Annotated in this window: 15 protein-coding genes and 1 pseudogene; 9 read left to right on the top strand and 7 right to left on the bottom strand. The window is 73.1% G+C overall.

What is annotated here, in order from left to right:
- The first annotated feature begins 95 nt into the window (after positions 1-95).
- The gene (locus ABZ656_RS19520; RefSeq protein WP_360269453.1) at positions 96-2,189 is read left to right on the top strand and encodes a PhoX family protein; all 2,094 of its coding nucleotides are present in this window, start codon (positions 96-98) and stop codon (positions 2,187-2,189) included.
- A 175-nt stretch (positions 2,190-2,364) separates the two neighbouring features.
- On the opposite strand, the gene ABZ656_RS19515 is transcribed toward ABZ656_RS19520, so the two are convergent.
- The 3 genes from ABZ656_RS19515 to ABZ656_RS19505 form a co-directional block, all read right to left on the bottom strand.
- Entirely contained in the window at positions 2,365-4,308 is a 1,944-nt protein-coding gene (locus ABZ656_RS19515; protein ID WP_101399295.1) for an FUSC family protein, read from the bottom strand.
- A 38-nt stretch (positions 4,309-4,346) separates the two neighbouring features.
- Positions 4,347-5,342 carry an endonuclease/exonuclease/phosphatase family protein gene (locus ABZ656_RS19510; protein ID WP_360269451.1) on the bottom strand — a complete coding sequence of 332 codons (996 nt, stop codon included), beginning with the start codon at positions 5,340-5,342 and terminating at the stop codon, positions 4,347-4,349.
- 83 nt (positions 5,343-5,425) lie between these two features.
- The gene (locus ABZ656_RS19505; RefSeq protein WP_360269449.1) at positions 5,426-6,211 is read right to left on the bottom strand and encodes an alpha/beta hydrolase; all 786 of its coding nucleotides are present in this window, start codon (positions 6,209-6,211) and stop codon (positions 5,426-5,428) included.
- Between the two features lie 354 nt (positions 6,212-6,565).
- On the opposite strand from ABZ656_RS19505, the gene ABZ656_RS19500 reads away from it, so the two are divergent.
- On the top strand, positions 6,566-7,906 hold the full coding sequence (locus ABZ656_RS19500) for a PLP-dependent aminotransferase family protein (RefSeq protein ID WP_360269469.1): 1,341 nt from the start codon (positions 6,566-6,568) through the stop codon (positions 7,904-7,906).
- Here the strand turns inward: ABZ656_RS19500 and ABZ656_RS19495 are convergent.
- Both ABZ656_RS19495 and ABZ656_RS19490 read right to left on the bottom strand, forming a co-directional pair.
- On the bottom strand, positions 7,821-8,720 hold the full coding sequence (locus ABZ656_RS19495; protein WP_360269447.1) for a hypothetical protein: 900 nt from the start codon (positions 8,718-8,720) through the stop codon (positions 7,821-7,823). The genes ABZ656_RS19500 and ABZ656_RS19495 overlap by 86 nt on opposite strands.
- Positions 8,721-8,961: 241 nt before the next feature.
- On the bottom strand, positions 8,962-9,471 hold the full coding sequence (locus tag ABZ656_RS19490) for a hypothetical protein (RefSeq protein WP_360269445.1): 510 nt from the start codon (positions 9,469-9,471) through the stop codon (positions 8,962-8,964).
- Between ABZ656_RS19490 and ABZ656_RS19485 the strand changes: the two genes are divergently transcribed.
- The 3 genes from ABZ656_RS19485 to ABZ656_RS19475 all read left to right on the top strand — a co-directional run bounded on the left by ABZ656_RS19485 (position 9,470) and on the right by ABZ656_RS19475 (position 12,633).
- The gene (locus ABZ656_RS19485; RefSeq protein WP_129592045.1) at positions 9,470-10,210 is read left to right on the top strand and encodes an NAD(P)H-binding protein; all 741 of its coding nucleotides are present in this window, start codon (positions 9,470-9,472) and stop codon (positions 10,208-10,210) included. The genes ABZ656_RS19490 and ABZ656_RS19485 overlap by 2 nt on opposite strands.
- A gap of 113 nt (positions 10,211-10,323) precedes the next feature.
- Positions 10,324-11,478, top strand: coding sequence for a PP2C family protein-serine/threonine phosphatase (locus ABZ656_RS19480; protein WP_101403597.1), 1,155 nt, complete (start codon positions 10,324-10,326; stop codon positions 11,476-11,478).
- 87 nt (positions 11,479-11,565) lie between these two features.
- Entirely contained in the window at positions 11,566-12,633 is a 1,068-nt protein-coding gene (locus ABZ656_RS19475) for a hypothetical protein (RefSeq protein WP_360269443.1), read from the top strand.
- A gap of 9 nt (positions 12,634-12,642) precedes the next feature.
- On the opposite strand, the gene ABZ656_RS19470 is transcribed toward ABZ656_RS19475, so the two are convergent.
- Positions 12,643-12,951, bottom strand: a complete 309-nt coding sequence (locus ABZ656_RS19470) for a sensor histidine kinase (protein ID WP_360269441.1) — start codon at positions 12,949-12,951, stop codon at positions 12,643-12,645.
- A gap of 17 nt (positions 12,952-12,968) precedes the next feature.
- Here ABZ656_RS19470 and ABZ656_RS19465 point away from each other — a divergent pair.
- From ABZ656_RS19465 to ABZ656_RS19450, 4 genes and pseudogenes are all read left to right on the top strand, one after another.
- Positions 12,969-13,760 (top strand): annotated as a pseudogene (locus tag ABZ656_RS19465) (transposase); the annotation flags it as partial.
- A gap of 75 nt (positions 13,761-13,835) precedes the next feature.
- Positions 13,836-14,201, top strand: a complete 366-nt coding sequence (locus ABZ656_RS19460; protein ID WP_211179035.1) for a hypothetical protein — start codon at positions 13,836-13,838, stop codon at positions 14,199-14,201.
- Between the two features lie 4 nt (positions 14,202-14,205).
- Positions 14,206-16,881 carry a caspase family protein gene (locus ABZ656_RS19455; protein WP_101399307.1) on the top strand — a complete coding sequence of 892 codons (2,676 nt, stop codon included), beginning with the start codon at positions 14,206-14,208 and terminating at the stop codon, positions 16,879-16,881.
- The gene (locus ABZ656_RS19450) at positions 16,881-18,362 is read left to right on the top strand and encodes an extracellular solute-binding protein (protein ID WP_360269439.1); all 1,482 of its coding nucleotides are present in this window, start codon (positions 16,881-16,883) and stop codon (positions 18,360-18,362) included. The genes ABZ656_RS19455 and ABZ656_RS19450 overlap by 1 nt, the downstream gene beginning before the upstream one ends.
- Here the strand turns inward: ABZ656_RS19450 and ABZ656_RS19445 are convergent.
- A complete protein-coding gene (locus ABZ656_RS19445) occupies positions 18,340-19,593 on the bottom strand; it encodes an amidohydrolase (RefSeq protein ID WP_101403598.1) in 1,254 nt (417 codons plus the stop codon). The genes ABZ656_RS19450 and ABZ656_RS19445 overlap by 23 nt on opposite strands.
- Between the last annotated feature and the right edge of the window lie 29 nt (positions 19,594-19,622).

The following is a 19,622-nucleotide window of genomic DNA, read 5'->3' as shown; positions in this document are numbered from 1 at the left end:
GGAGGTTCACACTCCGTTCACCCGGCCGCAGGGTGCTCGCACCCGCACCCCCCTAGCGTCACGCTCACACCAAGGGTTCGTAAGGGGAGAGTAAAGTGCGCAGACTGCTGCCGTTGATCGGAACACCCGGCTCGCATCCCGGCGGGCGATCCGCCCTGACCTGTCGGTTCCGCTGTGGTGACGCCTGCTTCCACGAGGTGCCCAACACCAGCGACAACGCGTACGTCGGTGATGTCATCGCCGGCGCGATGGGCCGCCGTTCGATGATGCGGGCCGCGGCCGTCGTCACGGTCGCCACGGCGACGGGTGCGGCGGTCGTCGGTACCGGCGCCCAGGTCGCGGAAGCCGCGGAGGCCACTCAGGCCACGGGAAGGGGTGTCGCGAACCATGACGGACATACCGGCGAAAAGGCCGCGCGCGGGCTGCGGTTCAGCCCCGTTGCCCCCAACACCGCCGACGCCGTCACCGTCCCCGGCGGATATGGCCAGAATGTCATCATCCGTTGGGGTGAGCCCATCCTGCGCGGTGCTCCCGCCTTCGACCCGGAGCACCAGACCGCCAAGGCCCAGGCCGGCCAGTTCGGTTACAACAACGACTTCCTCGCCCTCCTCCCGCTGCCCGGTGAGCGCGGGCGGCAGCTCCTCGTGGCGAACCACGAGTACACCGACGAGGTGCTGATGTTCCGCGGGTACGACCCCGCGAACCCCACCCGTGAGCAGGTCGAGGTGGCGTGGGCCGCCCACGGTCTGTCCGCCGTCGTGGTCGAGGAGGACCGCAGGACCGGCAGGCTCACCGCCGTCACCCGGCACGTCCTCAACCGTCGCGTCACCGCCACCACCGAGTTCCGGCTCACCGGCCCCGCCGCCGGATCGGAACTGTTGAAGACCTCCGCGGACCCGACCGGGCGCAAGGTGCTCGGCACGCTCAACAACTGCTCCGGCGGCACCACCCCCTGGGGCACCACGCTGCACGGCGAGGAGAACTTCAACCAGTACTTCGCCAACGCGAGCCGTGACACCGACAAGCGGTACGGGCTCGGTACGGGCGCGACCGAGCGCAAGTGGGAGCGGTTCGACAAGCGGTTCGACGTGGCGCAGGAGCCCAACGAGTCGCACCGCTTCGGATACGTCGTCGAGTTCGACCCGTACGACCCGGCCTCCACGCCCCGCAAGCACACCGCGCTGGGCCGCTTCAAGCACGAGGCCGCGACCGTGCGGCTGACGGACGACGGGCGGCCCGTCGTCTACACCGGCGACGACGAGCGTTTCGACTACTTCTACAAGTTCGTCGGCAGCAAGCGGATGCGGCACGGTTCCTCGCGCTCCGTGCGGGAGCACAACCTCTCCCTCCTCGACGAGGGGACGCTCTACGTGGCCCGGCTGACCGGCGACTCCCCCGCCGCCGACATCGACGGGAGCGGGAAGCTTCCGGCGGACGGGGAGTTCGACGGCAGTGGTGAGTGGATTCCGCTGGCCACCGCGACCGCCCGCGGGGCCGTCTCGCACGTGGACGGGATGACGGCCGAGGAGGTCCTCGTCTTCACGCGGCTCGCCGGTGACAAGGTCGACGCGACCAAGATGGACCGGCCCGAGGACATCCAGCCCTCCCCGCACACCGGCAAGGTCTATGTCGTTCTGACCAACAACACCAACCGTGGAAAGGCCGGGTCCGCGGGCGCCGACGAGGCCAATCCGCGCAACGCCAACAAGCACGGGCACATCCTGGAGCTCACCGAGCGGCGAGGCCGTGCCGAGGCGACCGCCTTCGGCTGGTCGCTGTTCCTGGTCGCGGGCGACCCGGCCGACCCCGCCACCTACTTCGCGGGCTTCCCGAAGGACAAGGTCAGCCCGATCTCCTGCCCGGACAACGTGGCCTTCGACCCGCACGGCAACCTGTGGATCTCCACGGACGGCAACCAGCTCGGCTCGCACGACGGCCTGCTGGGCGTGGCGACGAAGGGCGAGCGGCGCGGTGAGCTGAAGCAGTTCCTGACGGTGCCGACCGGCGCGGAGACCTGCGGGCCGATCATCCAGGACCGGCGGGTACTCGTCGCGGTCCAGCACCCGGGCGAGATCGACGGCGCGTCGGTGGAGAAACCGGCGAGCAACTGGCCCGACGGACCCGGGAGGATCGTGCGCCCGGCGGTCGTCTCGGTGTGGCGCACGGACGGCTGCGACATCGGGGTCTGAGGTCGCGGGCGTCGTCGAGGGAGTCGCGTACGGGGCTCAGGGGAGGGCTGGGACGGGGTTGTCCACGCCGCTGCGTTCCAGCCACTCGCGGTACGCCGGGGACTGCTGTGCCGACCCCCCACAGGTGCGGGCCGTTCCCTGCACGGGCGGCCCGCACCCCCTGTTTCCGGACCGGTCAGCGCGGCGACGCGATGGCGCGGGCCGCCGCGACCTCCTGGCGCAGCGGCTCCAGCACACTGTCGGCCGGCCCCGTGAGATCCGTGCGGACCGCGATGAGGGTGTCGGTCTCGCGCAGCCCGTCCGACAGCTCCCGCAGTTGCAGCGCGACGTGGGAGATCTCGGCCGGTGAGGGGCGCTGGGCTCCGTGCCGGAGCCGTACCCCGGCGGCCGTGGTCGCGTCCACGATCCGCTCGGTCGCGACGACGAGCGGCAACCAGGCGGCGGCGCGCCGGCCGTTCGGCGGCGGTTCGCTCAGGGCGCGCTGGAACTCCGTACGGATGGCGGACAGGTCGCGGTAGAGGCGGCGCCGCATCCGGGCGCGGGCGGCGGGGTCGACGTCCGTCCCGAAGGCGTACTCCACATAGCGGGCGGTGTCCGCGACCGTGTCCGCGAGGCGGTCGCCGACCCGGGTGTGCCAGCTCTCCGGCCACAGCAGATAGCCGGCGACGAGGGCGATCGCGCAGCCGATGAGGGAGTCGACGAGGCGTGGCACGAGCAGGGCGGTGCCCAGGTGGTTGAGGACGTCGGAGAGGAGGAGGATCACCGGGGTGACGGCGGCGGTCTGGTAGCCGTAGCCGCGTGGGCCGAGGACCGGGATGAGCGGGCCGAGGACGAACATGACCGGCACGTCCCACCAGCCGAGCGGCACCAGGGCGAGGACGACGGCCGCGACGACGAGCCCGGCGACCGTGCCGAGCGCGCGCAGCAGCGCCCGGGAGAAGACCGAGCCGAAGTCGGGCTTCATGACGAAGGTGATGGTGAGGGCGACCCAGTACGAGCGTGGCACCGGGACGAGGGAGACCAGGGCCTGGGCGAGGCCGATGCACAGGGCGAGGCGCAGGCCGTAGCGCCAGGAGGCGGCGGACAGCAGGACGTTGCGGGCGGCGCGGGTGGCGCGCACGCGCAGGGCGGCGGGCCTGCCGAGGCGGTCGTCGACGTTGTGGAGGGACGCCTTGTCGGCGTCCCGGTCGCTGACGACGTCGGCGGCGTGCCGCAGGGCGTGGTCGACGGCGCGCGCGGTCTCGTTGGTGGGGGCCGGCAGGCCGAGCCCTATGGGGCCGGTGTAGCCGGTCTCGACGGCGTGGGCGAGGTGGCGCAGGGCGTCCGGGACCTCGGGGGCCAGCGGCTCGTTGAACTGGTGGACGGCCGGGGCGGCTTCGATGACGGGCGTGATGGCGTTGAGCTGGGCGAGCAGCCGGACGACTTCGGGGCTGCGGCCGTGGTGGAAGGCGCGCCGGGCGAGGGCGAGGTCGTAGGACTGGTTGAGGGACTGGGTGACGGCGAAGCGGACGTCGACGTACCGCTCGGTGCCGGTCGCGGCGAGCAGGTCGGCGACGGTCCGGTAGGTGTGGGCGACGGCGGCCCGTTCGGGGACGCCCGAGCGCAGCGGCCAGGCGAGCAGGGCGAGGGCCAGCACGAGAAGGCCGCCGCCGGACATCAGCACGGGCGCGAGCCACCAGGATCCCGGCAGCGGAAGCCCGGCGCCGATGGAGCAGTTGAGGAGGAGCAGCAGGCTGGACACGGAGGCCACGGCGCCGATCGTCGAGATCATCCCGGAGACGAGCGCGACGCCGGTGACCGCGCCGACGGCGACCCAGCCGTGCCCGAAGACGAGCGAGCCGATGGTGACGCCGATCGCGCCGAAGAGCTGGGGGACCGCGATGTTGAGGACGCGCATGCGGTAGGCGTCGGCGGTGTCGCCGATGACGCCGGACAGGGCGCCCATGGAGGCGAGGGCGCCGTAGGCGGGTTCGCCCGCCGCGAGGCCGATCGCCAGCGGCAGGGCCAGCGCGATCGCGGCGCGCGAGGCGGCGGCCCAGGGGATGGGGGCCTGCTGCGGCCGGAGGTTCCTGACCAGCCAGTCGGGAGGGGTGAGAACACTGGGCAACTGGCGGGGCATGGCCTCATTATGACCGCATCGCACCACCGGTCCCGGACTCATTTGTGCTGGTGAAGGGTGATATCGACAAGGAGCGCGCGATGGTCGCTGCCGGCGATGCCGAGGAAGGTGACCGCGTTCGCGGAGAAGTCCCGGGAGACGAGGACGTGGTCGATCTGGGCGCCGAGGGTGGGGGAGGTGCGGGCGGGCCAGCTGGGGGTGCGCGGGGAGCCGCCCAGGCGGGCGCTGTCGCGCAGTCCGGTGTCGAGGATGCGGCGGAACGCGGCGTGGTCCTGGGAGGCGTTGAAGTCCCCGGCGAGGATGGTGGAGCTGTCCTTGTCCCCGGCGGCGTAGTCGCGCAGTCCGCCGAGCTCGTGCCGCCACAGTCCGACCTGCCCCGGCAGTGGCGGCATGGGGTGCGCGAGCTGGAGCCGTACGGCGTGCCCCTGTACGTCGGCCACGGCCCCCGGCATCCCCATCGTCCCGCGTACGCCGTCCGCCACCGCGAGCGGGAACCGGCTGATGATCACGGACCCGTCGGACCCGGCGCCCTCGACGGACACGCGGTACGGATAGCCGCCCCCTGGGCGCTGGAAGGCCTTCTTGAGCGTGGCGGAGCACGTGTACTCGCACTCCTCCACGAACACGAGGTCGGGCCGGTGCCGTTCGACGGCGGTGACGAGCGCGCGGGCACCTCGTCCGAACTGCACGTTCGACGTCATCACCCGCAGCTCGGCGACCGGACTCCCGGTCGGCTCACCGGTCCTGCCGTAGGGCTCGATGTACCAGGCGAGCGCGCCCAGCACCAGTACACCCCACACCATCGCGACCCGTCGGCGGGCGAACAGGGCGAGCAGGAGTCCGAGGCCGGTGGGCGCGAGGAGCCACGGCAGAAAGGCGAGCAGCTGGGGCACGGGGGTGATGCCGTCGCTGTCCGCGACCCGGCACCCGACCACCACGCTCACCCCGGCCAGCAGCAGCCCGCCCGCCCAGGCCCCGGCCCGTCGGCCCCCGGACCGCGTCGGCCGATCCTCGGACCCCGCCGGGGCAGTCACCGCAGTCTCCAAGTCCGGGCCTGCCTTCCGCTCGCTCGCGTGGGGTGCCCGAATCCTCCCTCACCGGCGGGCGGGGCGTCTGCTCAGACGTCGAGCCCGTCCAGGAAGTCCGCCAGCGACCCGTTGAACTCCTCCGGTCGCTCCAGGTTCGGCAGATGGGCCGCCGAGGCGATCACGCTGAGCGTCGAGTGCGGCAGCGCCGCGTGCATCGCCTCCGCGTCCGGCACCGGGGTGTACTCGTCGTCGGCGCCCACGACGACGAGGGCCGGGACAGTGACGCGGGTCAGCAGGTCGCGGTAGTCGGGGCGCTCGGCCCGTCCCCGCAGGGCCGCCGCCGCGCCCTCGGGCGGCGTGGCGGTCATCATGCGGCGCACGTGGGCCGCGACCCGCGCGTCCGCGTACGGCGCGACCATCTTGTACAGCACCTCGTCGGCGTAGCCGGCCATGCCCTCGCGCAGCAGCCGGTCCGCCATCGCGGCGCGCGCCTTCCTGCCCTCCGGGGTCTCGGCCGACGGGAACGTGTCGGCCAGCACCAGCCCACGGATCCGCTCCGGGAACAGCCGGTAGCACTCCATCGCGATCTGGCCGCCCATGGAGAGTCCGGCGAGGATGAACCGGTCCACCCCGAGGTCGTCCAGCAGCGCCGCGATGTCCTCGGCGAAGGTGGCGAGGGGGGTGACGCCGGGGACCACCGGAGACGCGCCGTAGCCGCGCAGGTCCGGAGCGATCACGCGCCGTCGCGACGAGAACGCGGCGATCTGGGGGGCCCACATCGTGTGGTCGAAAGGGTGTCCGTGGATCAGGACGAGAGGGAGCGCCGCGACTTCGGCGATGCCCCCTTTGTCCTCGTACGCGAGGAAGGGTGCCATGGTCACGACCCTAGGTCCGGTCAACTGCTCGGTGCAATAAGATCTTTGCCCTCGGTGCAATCCGGGCAGTGCGATGCGGGCAGTGCAGTCCGGGCAGTGTGATGCGGGCAGTGCAGTCTGGGCAGTGTGATGCGGCAGTGCAGTCCGGGCAGTGCGATGCGGGCAGTGCAGTCCGGGCGGTGCGATGCGGGCAGTGTGATGCGGCAGTGCAGTCCGGGCAGTGCGATCCGGGCAGTGCAGTCCGGGCAGTGCGATCCGGGCAGTGCAGTCCGGGCAATGTGATGCGGGCAGTGCAGTCCGGGCAGTGCGAGCCGATGCTGCGACCCAGAACGCGAACAGGGGGAACTTCACGTGGTGGACGACTACCGGCGCATCGCCGACCGGCTCGCCGACGACATCGCCGCCGGGCGGTTCAAACCCGGCGAACGACTGCCCCCGCAGCGGGCGTTCGCCCGACGGCGCGGGATCGCCGGCTCGACGGCCGGACGCGTCTACGCCGAACTGGTGCGGCGCGGACTGGTGGTCGGCGAGGTCGGGCGCGGCACCTTCGTCCGGGCCGCCCAGGTCCCCTCGGGACGCGCCCTCACCGAGCCCTCCCCCGAATCCCCGGCCCCGCTCGTCAATCTGGAGCTCAACTACCCCTCCATACCGGGCCAGTCGGAGCTGCTCACCCCCGCCCTCGCCCCGCTGCTGCGCCCCGACGTCCTCACCGAGTCCCTGCGCACCGCTCCCGCCACCGGTACGCCCGCCGCCCGCGAGGCCGCCGCCGCCCTCCTCGCCACCCCGGACTGGCGCCCGGCCCCGTCCCGGCTGGCCTTCGCGGGCAACGCCCGCCAGGCCATCGCCGCCGCGTTCTCCTCCCTCGTCCGGCCGGGCGGCCGCGTCGGCGTCGAGGCACTGACGTACCCGCTGGTCAAGGAGATCGCCACGCGGCTCGGCATCGCTCTCGTACCGCTGGCCATGGACGACGAAGGGCTGCGGCCCGAGGCGGTCACCGCGGCCCACCGCTCGGCGCCGCTGTCCGCCGTGTACGTCCAGCCCACCCTGCACAATCCGACCGGCGCGACGATGGGGGACGCGCGTCGTCGGCAACTGGCCGACACCGCACGCGACCTGGACCTCCCGCTCGTCGAGGACCGCATCTGGTCCTTCCTCCACACCGGCCACGACCCCCTCGCCGCCCACGCACCCGAGCGCACCTACCTCGTCGACAGTCTCTCCAAGCGGGTCGCGCCCGGCCTCACCGTCGGCTTTCTCGTCGTGCCCGAGGACCGGGTCGAGGACGTGGCGGCGGCGCTGCGCTCCGGTGCCTGGAGCGCGGGACGGTTCGCGCTGGAGGCCGCGGTGCGCTGGCTGGGCGACGGCACGGTCTCCCGGCTGGTCACCGCCAAGCGGGCGGACGCGGCGCTGCGGCAGGGGCTGGTCGCCGAGCACCTCGCCGGGTTCCGTGTGCGGGCCGATCCGCGGGCGTACCAGGTCTGGTGGGAGCTGCCCGCGCCGTGGCGGGCGGACACGTTCACGGCGGCGGCAGCGGCGCGCGGGATCGCGGTCCCCCCGGGCTCCGCCTTCGCCGCCGCCCCGGCCGCCTCGGCGGCCGGGGCGGACGCCGTCAGGCTCGGACTCGGGTCGGTGGCTCCGTCGGAGCTGGCCCGGGCGCTCGGGACACTCGCCGACGTCGCGCGTACGCGGCCGTGAGCAGGGCGGTCCCCGCCACCGTGAGGCCGAGCGCGAGCAGCGCCCAGGAGACCAGGCGCAAGGTGTCGGTGAGGGCGTCGTAGACCGCGCCCACCGCCGTGGGGGACACGTCGGGCGGCAGGTCGGCGAGGGTGAGCCGGCGGCCGACGGCCACCGCGACGCCGAGCAGCGCGGCGCCCAGCGCCGTGCCGAGCCCGGTGGCCAGCACCGCCTGTCTGCGGCACACCGCGACGAGGATGCCCGTCACGGCGAGAACGGCCGCCGTGCCGGGCAGCCAGAATCCGGCGACTTCAAGCACGTGGAACCCCTTCCGGAGCTCGGCCAGATCCTCCGAGGGCAACACCGTGATCTCGGTGTGCCCGAGGGGGATGCGGTTCGCCAACGGCACGTGAGCACCGGCGAGTTGACTTCTGACCTGTTCGGCGACCGGGGCGAGATCGATGGTCACGGCCTCCTCCCGGTCACTGCGCAGCGCCCGCATCACCGCCTCGTGCGCGGCCCGGTTCGCCGCCTGCCACGCCGTGTGGAACGCCGGTGTCAGCGTGAACGAGCGCACCGCGTCCCGTACGAAGTGGTTCACCGGCCCCTGGAGCGGTGCCCGCACATGGACTTCGCGCAGGATTCCGGTCGTGACGGCCGCGGCGATCGCCTCCCGTACGTCCGTGTCGGCGGCGAGCGGCTCCATCGCGGCCGCGTAGCGCTCGTCGTCGCCGATCCCGTACGCCGCCCAGGTCGACAGCGCGCCGAGCGGCGCGAACAGGCAGGCGAGGGCGATCAGGACGGCCGACAGGGTGCTGCGCACACGAGGGGACACCTCACCAGGCAAGGTCCCGTGGGCGGCGGGCGCGAGCGGTGTGACTCCATATGGGTGCAAACGACAAGCCGCTCCGGTGGAGAGCTCACCCGAACGGGTGTTACCTGGTTGTAGCGGCTCTTCCCAGGACTCCTGGGACTTGGTCCCAGGGGGTAGGTGAGTGAGGGAGGTGCACGAGGCCCCGACAGTCTGCCGGGGCCTCGTGCACCATGTCGTGCCGTTGTGTCAGCGTGCCGCCGCGTCAGTTCACCGGATGGCCCGCCGCGTCCTCGTGCGTGTAGTAGTGGTAGAAGCTCCCCGCGAGCACGAACACCGAGACCCCCAGCGCCATGAACGTGGAGCGCAGCACGGAAGCGCCGGTCAGGCTGTAGAGGAACCCGAACGCGATGCCCGCGAACGCGGTCCACACCAGCGCGTGCAGTTCACGCCTCAGGACCGGCGCCAGCATGCGCACGCCGATGTAGGCGGCCGCGAACACGATCGCGCAGACGAACCCGAACAGGACGTTCCAGCCCGTGATCGGTCCGGCGTCGCGCACATTGGCCGCCGCCCAGTACCCGTAGATCAGCCCGCCGACGACGGGAACCGCCCACTTCGCGACGGCGTGGGTGCGCTCGTCGAAGACATCGGGTGCGCGGTGCGTCCGCGCCGCCCATGTCGAACCCGCGATTCCCGCCGTTCCCGCCGTACGGCCTGTCACCGCTCTGTGTCGTGCCCCTGACGCCTTCGAGACCGGTGCCGCGTGAGTCATGGGAGCACTCCTCTCTCCTCGCCCCGCATTCCAGGTCACACCCCGGGCGGGTGGCTGGCAAGTCGGGATGCGGGGGTTTTGGCCTCGTGTTTCGCTGAACTCCATGAAGGTCGTACTTCTCGGCGCCACCGGAATGATCGGCAGCCGTATCGCAACGGAGGCATCGGCGCGCGGGCACCAGGTCCTGGCGGTGAGCCGCTCCGGACAGTCGCCGGTCCCCGGGGTCACGGCGACCGCCGCGGACGCCTCGGACACGGCGAAGGTGACCGAGCTGGTGGCGGGCGCGGACGTGGTGGTCTCGGCCTGCGTACCGCCGAGAGACGGGACGGATCCCCGGGGGCCGTTTCTGGCGCTGAACACGGCGCTGGTGGAGGCCGCCCGGGCGGCCGGGGTGCGGCGGCTTGTGGTCGTGGGCGGGGCGGGCAGTCTGGAGGTCGCGCCCGGACAGGCGGTCGCGGACCAGCCCGGCTTCCCGGAGGCCGTTCTGCCGGAGGCGCTCGCCCACCGCGACGTCCTCGACTTCTACCGCACGGTCGACGACCTCGACTGGACGTACATCTCGCCCGCCGCCGACATCGCCCCGGGCGCCCGTACCGGCGTCTTCCGCCTCGGCGGTGACCGACTGCTCACCGACGACCACGGAAACAGCCGGATCAGCGCCGAGGACTACGCCATCGCCGTCGTCGACGAGCTGGAGACACCCGCCCACCCGCGCGCCCGGATGTCGGTGGCGTACTGACGAGGAACGGATGGTACGGCGACGTGGGCGCCCTGCGACGCATCCGAGACCTGTCGCCGCTGCTCGGCCCGGTGCCCCCGGAGCAGCGCGACGACTCCGTCCAGCGGCAGAAGATGCTGCGGCTGCGCGGCCACAGCGTCGCCTGGGTGCCGCCGCTGCTCCTGCTCATCGCCATCGGACTGGCCGACTGGAACACCTCCGGCGAGTTCCGGATCATCTCCTGGATCGTCCTCGTCCCCGGCATCGCGGCGGCGATCTGCGGGGTGTGGACCACGGCGGTCTTCGCCTGCCTGGCGGTCGTCACCTACGTCGAGGTCGACGCGTCCTGGCAGCACCAGTACCAGACCGGCCTTCCCGACTTCATCCTCGTCAGCGTGGGCGGCGTCCTCGCGGTCATCGCCTGTGCGGTCCGGGTCCGCGGCGAGCGGCGCATGCTGCACATGATGGACGTCGCCGAGACCACCCGGCGCACGGTGCTGCGCCCGATGCCGCCGGGCTGGGGCGGCCTCGACCACGCGGCCGTGTACCTCCCCGCCGACAGCGAGGCGAGGGTCGGCGGGGACTTCTACGACATCCAGCCGGGCCCCCGCGGCACCCGGCTGCTCCTCGGCGACGTGCAGGGCAAGGGGCTGGGCGCGGTGGAGTCGGCGGCCGCCCTGCTCGGCACGTTCCGCGAGGCGGCGTACCACGAACCCCTCCTGAGGACCGTCGCCGACCGTCTGGAGGTGCGGATGCTCCGGCACGTCGGCTACCGCACGGCGGTCGGCCGCGACGACCACGACCGCTTCGCCACCGCCGTCCTGGTGGGCTTCCCCGACGACACCCGGGACACCGTCGAGTTCGTCAACTTCGGCCACGAGCCGCCCCTCGTGGTGGCGCCCGACGGTGTACGCACCCTGCCGCCCGGCCACGGACTCCCGCTGGGCCTCGCCGAGCTGACCTCCGACCAGCCGCTCGTCCTGACCGCCGTACTGGTCCCCGGCGAGACCCTGCTCCTCGTCACGGACGGGGTGACGGAGGCCCGCGACGCCGACGGCGTGTTCTTCCCGCTCCTCGACCGGGTGACCCGCGCCCTGACCAAGGACCCGCGCACCGTCGAACCGCAGCACCTCGTCGAACTCGTCCGTGACGGCACACTGCGGCACTGCGGCGGGCATCTGGCCGACGACACCACGATCTTCGCGGTACGACGACGGGGGGACCCCGATCCGGTGGTGTCGCCGAACGTGGTCCCGGAGGGCACGGGCGGGGGCACAACCCAGCCATAGGCGGGCGTTTGCCCGGCTGACGTCCCCCCTCCGCAGGCGCAGCGGTTACGGTGCTGGCGTACGTGATCGATGGGGAGGGAGGGAACCATGCCCGGAACCGTGCTGCTCCTCGCGGCCTCACCGGTGGGCAAGGGGTGTCTGGTGGACGCGGCGTCCGTGCTCCCTGTGCTCGCGGCGGTGTCCCCCGCCGTGCTGTCCGGCACGGACACCGCGAACGTGGTGGAACTGGCCGACCCGTTGGAGCCGCAGGCCGTGCTGACCCGGCTGCGCGCGGCCGCCACGGCTCCCGGCCCGCTGACGATGTTCGTGACGGGCCAGCTCCAGCTGGACCGCCGCCAGCGCCTGCCGCACCTCGCACTGGCCCGCACCACTCCGTCGACGGTCCGCTACACGGCCTTCCCCTGGCACTGGATCGCCGAGGAGCTCCGGCTGCGCGCGCCGGGCACCACCGAGCTCCTGGTCGACCTGCACGCCGACGCGGAGACCTGGGAGCACCTCGCGACGAGCCCCCTCACCGCGGGCAGGGGGGTCGGCCTGTACGGGCGCGTCGCCCCGCCGCCGCCCCGGCGCACGGTGGCGTCACCGGCGTACATGAAGGCACTCGCCACGATCCTGCGCAGCGGCCGGCGGCCGGAACTCCCGCTGCTGCACCAGCAGTCGCTGGCCCGGGTCGAGGCCGAGAGCGGGCCGTCGGGGATCGTGCTGGCGGCTCCCGCGCGGATACCCGTGGTCCCCGACCCGCACGCCGCGATCACCGCCGCCGCACGGGCGGGCCGGCACGGCGAGGCCGCGGCACTGGCCGCGCGCTGGGAGCAGGAGGCGGCCCGCACCTGGGGCGTCGCCTCCGAGCAGGCCCTGCACTGGGCGGAGGTCCGCGCGGACCTGGCGATGCTCGCGGGCGACCCGGTCGGCAGCTGCCGCACCTGGCTGGCGATCGCCGGGCACCGGCTGGACGCGGGCCAGCCCGCCGACGCCCCGGCCGTCGAGTCGGCCGTGGACCGGGCCCACCACCAGTGGGGGCAGATCGGCGACTCCGCACGTGCCGTCGAACTGGGCTCGGCACTCGCCGAGTTGAGGCTGCGCGTGCCCGGACGCCGGCAGGGCGCCCTGGACCACGTACAGCGGCACCTCAGCAGACTCCAGGCGCAGGTGTGATCCTCGGGTTCAGGGCCCGGCGGGCAGTCTGACCCTGAACCAGGCGCCGCGGCCGGAGGGTTCGAGCGTCACCGTGCCGCCGTGCGCCGCCGCGATCGCCGCGACGATGCCGAGCCCGAGCCCGCTGCCCGTACTCCCGCCACCGACCGCGCTCGCGCCCTCGCCCCGTACGAACCGGTCGAAGATCCTGGCCCGCAGCGCGTCCGGCACCCCCGGCCCGTCGTCCGTCACCTCGATGACCCGGTGGTCGTCCTCCGTGCCGAGCCCCAGCGTGGTGGTGGTGCCGGGCGGGGTGTGGGTGCGGGCGTTGGCCGGCATCCACCGCGCTCACGGCGCTGCTGGGCGAGTGGGACCGGTGCCGGTGGATCTGGAACGAATGCTGCGCCCGGTCCAAGAAGGCCCACCGGGACGAGGAGAAGTGCGGTCCGGCGCGGCTGGACAAGATGCCGACCGAGGCCCGCACCCACAATGCGTGGCTGTGTGAGGGCAGCAGTGTTCAGCAGCAGCAGATCATCCGGGACTTCGGCAAGTCCCGCGCCAAGGCGTTGAAGGACATCAAGGCCCGGCTGCCGATGCGGCAGCGGGCGGGGATGCCGAAGTACAAGAAGAAGTCCCTGGCCGACCCGAGCCTGAACTACAACCGCAACGGTTTCCGGCTCGAGGACGGGCGCCTGCACCTCGCGGGCGGTATCGGCGTGACGGTGGTGTGGTCGCGAGACCTTCCTGCCGACCCGTCGTCCGTGCGTGTCCACCGTGACAGCCTCGGCCACTGGTACGCCTCGTTCGTCGTGGCAACCGAAGTCCAGCCGCTGCCGGAGACCGGCAACGTGCTGGGTATCGACTGGGGGGGGAAGGAGACCGCGATTACCACCAGCGACACCCACGACCTTCCTCACGTCGAGCACGGGCGGAAGGCCGCCGCGAAACTCACCGGGTATCAGCGGATGACGGCCGGGCGTAAGCCCAAGGCCGGGCAGGCCGCCTCCAAGGGCTACCGGACAGCGAAGAAGCTGACGGCGAAGCTGCACAAGAAGGTCGCCCGGCCGCGCCAGGACACCGGCCGAAAATGGGCCAAGCAGGTCGTCCGCGATCATGACACCATCGCCGTCGAGGACTTCCGCCCGAAGAAACGCGTGGGCGTGCCGTTCCGTCCCTGTCGAGAGCCTCCCCCGGCGTCAACTCCGGTGCCATGATGGTGAGTCATGACTGCTGAGGGGGAGGGTGTGGCAGCCCGGGCCATCCGCGTGCGTCTGGACGGGACGGCGAGCGACAGCGATGTCGGCGCCCTGAAGAAGTGGCTGGAGCGGGAGAGGCCGCTGGAGCAGCTGGTCAAGCGGGGCGATCTCAGGATCGAGGAGCGCGCCGGGACCGATGAGCAGGGCACGCCCATGGGTGTCGGCATGGACATCGTGCTGGTGCTGATCGGGGCGGGCGCGGAGACGCTCTTCAAAGAGCTGCTCGCACAGGTCAAGAGCGCGGTGCGGGCCTGGAGCGACAACCGCGGCTCCGTGGAGAACGGCGATCCGCCGGAGGCCCGTGTCGATCCCCTGGGCCCCGACGAGAGGTAGCCGGGTGGACCGCTTCGACCCGCGGGGAAAGGTGAACCGGGCGCTGCTGGTCGGTGTGTCCGAGTACGAGTTCACGCGGCCGAAGCACCGCGACGGCGTCCCGGGCCGGCTGCCCGCCGTCGCCCACAACCTCGCCGTGCTCGTACGGGCCCTGGAGCGGGGCGGAGTCCTGCGGCCCCTGGAGATCACCGTCGCGCGCTCGCCGCGGCTGGCCGACTTCCGCCACGCCCTGCGCGCGGCCGCCGACTCCGCCGAGGGGCTGCTCCTGCTCTACTTCGCCGGACACGGCGCCGTGCCCAGCGCGGGCGACGAACTGTGGCTGCAGATGCGCGACGCGGAGGTCGTCCGGGGCGAGACGGCGGGGTTCGAGGGCGCGGCCCGGTTCACCAACGTGCTGCGCATCCTCGCCAACAGCCACGCGGAGCGGATCGTGGTCGTCCTCGACTGCTGCAACGCGGGCAACGCCGCCCGGGTGTGGGAGGCCGTGGAGCGCCCGGACGTCCGACGGCGCGTTTCGGTGCTGATGAGCGTGCAGGCCAACAACCGCATCGACGCGGGCGACGCCGACACCCCCACCCCGTTCACCGCCCGGCTGGTGGAACTGCTGACGTCGGGGATCGAGAATCAGGAGGGCGAGGGGCAGGGCGACGAGGTTCACTTCCTGGCCCTCGCGGAGGCGCTCAGGACCTACATGTCCACCCACCACCGGACCGAACGCGGAGAACCCTGGGAACCGCAGAGCCGCACGGAGAACCCTCCGGCGGACGTGGTGCTGGGGGTCCGGGCGGGGGCCGGGAGACCCGTCGGTTCCACGGCGGCGGCCGTCGGAGCGGGGGCGGTGAGCCGCCCCACGCCCGGTCGCCGTCGGCAGCGCGCTTTCGTGGCCCGGGTGCGTGCGGCGGCGGCGCGGTCATGGTCCGGGGCCGTGGGCGCGGGCGCGCTCCGGCCCTCGGCTCCCGCCTCGAACCGGCCCCGGGGCGGGCCCCCGGCCCGCCGTGTCACGGTCGTCCTCCTCGTCCTCACCGCCGCCCTCGGTCTCGTCGGCTACTTCGTCGTCGACAACGCGGCCTCCGACCGGTCCGCCTGCGGCCCGCCCGTGGAGCTGCGGCTGCTCACGGATCCCGATCTCGAATCCACCGTGCGCAAGGCGGCCGACGCCTATCTCACGTCGGCGGCGAACACCACGGGCGTCGGCTGCCGGCGCAGTGGGATCACGGTGTACGGCGCGGGCTCGGCGGCCGTGGTGGCAGGCCTGCGCGACCAGTCGGACCCCTGGCAACGGCCGGTGAGCGACGACACCGACCCGCAGCGCGACATCGGGCCCCAGCCGGACATCTGGATCCCGGGCACGCTCGCGACCGCGGCCAGGGCGCGCGCCTCCGGGGTGGCGCGGACCTACGTGACGCTGGAGCCGGACGCGACGCCGTTCGCGTACTCCCCGATGGTGCTGTCGCTGCCGCAGGCCATCGCCGAGGACTCGGTGCGCGACCGGACCGGCGACTCGCTCGCGGGCCTGCGGGCGAAGCTGGCGCGCCGCGACAAGACCGCCTCCATGCGGCGCCCGGACCCGGAGTACACCGACTCCGCGCTGCTGGCCACGGTCGGCCTCTACGGCCCGGGCAAGGCCGACGTGGGCCGGGCGGAGGAGAGCGTGGCCCAGACCGGACCGCCCGCGCCCACCGCCGCCGACCTGCTGTGCGCCCTGCCCGACAACGCGGACACCGACCGGAGCACCGCGGCCCTCGTGCCGGAGTTCCTGATGGTGAGCGGGGTCGGCTGCGACCGGACGACGCGCACCCCGCGGATGGCCGAGTACCCCGACGACGTCCCGGGCCTCACCCCCACCTTCGTCCGCGTCCGCTGGACGGGCGGCGACAGCGACGAGGCGGCCCGGGACGACGCGGTACGCCGCTTCCACGACTGGCTCACGGGCACCGGTCTCACGGTCTTCGGGCAGGACGGCTTCCGCGCCCCTTCCGGCGCCCGCGCCTTCCTCGCGGCCCACGACTCGGCCAACGGTCTGATCGCCGACCCCGGCCGGCCCGCCGGGGCCGCGGGCGCCGAGGCGATGGACACGGCCCTGAACCAGTACCGCAACGCCAAGGGCCCCGGCCGGGTGCTCTTCCTGCTGGACAGCTCCGGCTCGATGGCCGGCCTGTGGCAGGGGCCCGGCGGTGCCCCCGGCATCCTCAAGCAGTCCCTCGGGGGACTCGGCGCACAGGACGAGTACGGCGTCTGGTCCGTGGCCTCCCCGGGCCGCAGCCCGTACGCCGAACTGCTGTCCTTCGGACCCCACAAGCGCCGCGACGCCGAGCGGGCCCTCGACCGGGCCGCGGTCAAGGACGCGGAGGCCGACCCGTACGGCGCGCTGAAGGCGGCGCTGGACACCATGGCCCAGAAGGGCAAGGACGACGACCGCCCCGAGCTGATCGTCTTCCTCACGGACGACGAGGACGACAACCACCTCACGGCGAAAGGCCACTTGGACGAACTGCTCACCTCGGCCCGGACCAAGGGCGTCCCGGTGGTCATGGCGGCCCTCGACAGTGGCGGCTGCGCCAAGGGCAGGCCCGACCAGCGGATCTCCGACGCGAGCGGCGGGCGCTGCCTGGACACCAAGGGCGACCTCGTGGCGGGCCTGCGGGACGAGGTCGCGCGCACCGGAACGGGGGACGAGTGATGCGGCGACGGCGGCGGACATACGGGCGGGGCCACGGACGGGTATACGGACGGCTCCACGGGCGGCTCCACGGGCGGCTCCACGGGCGGCTCCACGGGCGGGTCTACGGATACGGGCTGGCCCTCGCTCTCCTGCTGACCGCCTGCACCGGTGGCGGCCCGTCCGGACCCGGCGCCACGGTCTCCCCCGGCGCCTCCGGGGACATCGTCGTGGCCAGCGGGCGGGACGTGACCGGCAAGGGTGGCATCCGCCAGCAGCTCATCGACGCGTGGAACGCCCGGCAGGACAGGGAACACAGCGACGTCCACGCCCGCCTGGTCGAACTCCCGGGCTCCGCCGACCAGCAGCGCAGCCAGCTGCTCGGCGCGCTCCAGTCCGGCAGCGCCCAGTACGACGTCGTCAACCTGGACGTCACCTGGGTGCCGGAGTTCGCCGCCGCGCACCTCATCCGCCCGCTGCCGGACGCCCTGGTCGACGCGGACGTCATCAAGTCGGTGGCGAGCACGGCCCGTTGGGGCGACAAGCTCTACGCCGTCCCCTTCAACAGCGACGTCGGGCTGCTCTACTACCGCCGGGACTACCTCAAGCAGGCACACGTCCAGGACACCGACCTGAGCAAGGGGATCGCCTGGCGGCAGCTGCGGGACCTCACCGACGCCGTCGAGGCGCCGGGCCGGTCGCGGCCGAAGGGCTACGAGAAGGGCTGGACCACCCAGCTCGGCCCGTACGAGGGCCGCACCGTCAACGGGATCGAGGCGTTCCTGTCCGCCATGGACGGCGCCGGCCTCACCGACGAGGACGGCCGTTACACCGCCACCGTCCAGCAGCTGACGGACGGCCTCGCGGAGCTGCGCGCCCGCACCCAGGGCGCGTACACGCTCGGGGACGCGGTCCGCTCGGACGAGGGCGAGTCGCTCACCGACTTCGCGGACGGGCGTACGGCGTTCCTGCGGCACTGGCCCTACGCCTACCGCACCCTGCACCAGTCCCTGAGCGAGGCGCAGCTCGGCGTCGCTCCGCTGCCCGGCCGGGCGGTGCTCGGCGGACAGAATCTGGCGCTGGCCGGATCGTCCCAACAGGAGGGCAAAGCGCGGGATTTGATACGGTTCCTCACCAACAGGGAGAGCGAACGCTGTCTGCTCGACGCGGGGTTCGCGGCCACCCGCGAGTCGGCGTACACGGCCGACGACGTGACCTGCGGCGTGGCGAGGACACCAGGAGCCGCTTCCCCGTCGGCCTCGCCCTCCGGCGAGAGCGCCGACCGCATGCCGCGCGACGACCACGGGCGCCCCGCGTACGCCCGTACGATCCTGCTCCCCGCGCTCCGGCGTGCCGTCCAGCGCCCCCGCACCCCCCTGTACGGCGCGTTCACCCAGACGTTCGCCACCGAGCTGGGCAGGTTGTTCAGCGACGACCCGCCGGGCGACGCGGAGTTGGCCGCCGAACTGGACAAGGAGCTCAGGAAGGCACTTCCGGGCTGACGAGATACGCGAGCGCGCCCGACACCAGCGTCCGCACGCCCGGCGCGACCGTCGCCAGGTCGGGCGCGAAGTGCGGGCTGTGATTGCTGGGCACGGCCGCGAACTTCTCCATGAGGTCGTCGCCCGGGGCCGCGTCCCACACCTCGGCCGGGGTGCTGGTCACGAACCAGTAGGAGTACGGGATCTTCCCGTCCGCGAGCCGGGGGAAGTCCTCGCTGCCCATCGCCGGGCCCGGGTCGAGGATCGTCCCGGCGCCGAAGACCTCGCCGTGCACGGCCGCGACCCGGCGGTCGGTCTCCGGGTCGTTGACGGTGACCGGGAAGCTGTTGCCGACGACGACGTCGGGCTCGCGCGGGCAGCCGGCGGCCAGGCACTCGCCCGCCGCGATCCGCCGGATCGCCGCGATCATCCGTTCACGGACCTCGTCCGACTGCGTACGGATGTTGAGGGCGATCCGGGCCTCGGCGGGGATGATGTTGTGCCGGGTGCCCGCCTCGATCCGTCCCACGCTCAGCACGGCCGACTCGCGCGCCGCGATCTCCCTGCTGACGACGGTCTGGAGCCGCGTCACGAGGTACGCGGCGGTGACGACCGGATCGACGGTCGACTCCGGACGCGAACCGTGCCCGCCCCGCCCGTGCACGACGATGTCCACGTCGGTGGAGGCGGACATGATCAGTCCGGGCGAGTGGGCGTACAGCCCGGTGGGTCCGGGGGCCGCGTGCTGGGCGAGCAGGACGTCCGGCCGCGGGAACCTCTCGTACAGTCCGTCCGCGACCATCCCCGACGCGCCCTCGCCGGTCTCCTCGGCGGGCTGCCCGAGCACGAGGAGCGTGCCGGACCAGGTGTCGCGTCCGGCGGCGAGCGCCCGGGCCGCGCCCGCCAGCCAGGTGACGTGCAGATCGTGCCCGCAGGCGTGCATCACGCCGGGCGCCTGGGAGGCGTACGGCAGTCCGGTCTCCTCCCGCACCGGCAGGGCGTCCATGTCGGCGCGCAGCAGCACGGTCGGCCCGGGCCCGTTGCGCAGGACACCGACGACTCCGGTGCCGCCGACGCCGGTGACCGTCTCGAACCCGGACGTGCGCAGCCGGTCGGCGAGCGCGGCGGCCGTCCGGTGTTCCCGCATCGACAGCTCCGGGTGCCGGTGCAGGTCCCGGTAGAAGTCCTCCAGGCCGGGAACCGGGAGCTCGGCGGTGAGGTCCAGTGCGATGCGTGCGGCAGGCGAGATCACGGGGCCAGCGTAAGGGCCGCCGACGGGAC

The organism is Streptomyces sp. NPDC007095 (genome assembly GCF_040634475.1).
In the GTDB taxonomy this organism is placed as follows: domain Bacteria; phylum Actinomycetota; class Actinomycetes; order Streptomycetales; family Streptomycetaceae; genus Streptomyces.
The sequence above is the reverse complement of the archived record's forward strand: the minus strand, read 5'-3'. Positions and strand labels throughout refer to the sequence as shown.

What these genes read in the sequence shown, in the direction of transcription:
- ABZ656_RS19515 (WP_101399295.1), bottom strand. Translation starts at nt 4,308, where the DNA reads ATGCCCCGCCAGTTGCCCAGTGTTCTCACCCCTCCCGACTGGCTGGTC.
- ABZ656_RS19505 (WP_360269449.1), bottom strand. Translation starts at nt 6,211, where the DNA reads ATGGCACCCTTCCTCGCGTACGAGGACAAAGGGGGCATCGCCGAAGTC.
- ABZ656_RS19485 (WP_129592045.1), top strand. Translation starts at nt 9,470, where the DNA reads ATGGGAGCACTCCTCTCTCCTCGCCCCGCATTCCAGGTCACACCCCGG.
- ABZ656_RS19490 (WP_360269445.1), bottom strand. Translation starts at nt 9,471, where the DNA reads ATGACTCACGCGGCACCGGTCTCGAAGGCGTCAGGGGCACGACACAGA.
- ABZ656_RS19480 (WP_101403597.1), top strand. Translation starts at nt 10,324, where the DNA reads ATGCTGCGGCTGCGCGGCCACAGCGTCGCCTGGGTGCCGCCGCTGCTC.
- ABZ656_RS19475 (WP_360269443.1), top strand. Translation starts at nt 11,566, where the DNA reads ATGCCCGGAACCGTGCTGCTCCTCGCGGCCTCACCGGTGGGCAAGGGG.
- ABZ656_RS19470 (WP_360269441.1), bottom strand. Translation starts at nt 12,951, where the DNA reads ATGCCGGCCAACGCCCGCACCCACACCCCGCCCGGCACCACCACCACG.
- ABZ656_RS19460 (WP_211179035.1), top strand. Translation starts at nt 13,836, where the DNA reads ATGACTGCTGAGGGGGAGGGTGTGGCAGCCCGGGCCATCCGCGTGCGT.
- ABZ656_RS19450 (WP_360269439.1), top strand. Translation starts at nt 16,881, where the DNA reads ATGCGGCGACGGCGGCGGACATACGGGCGGGGCCACGGACGGGTATAC.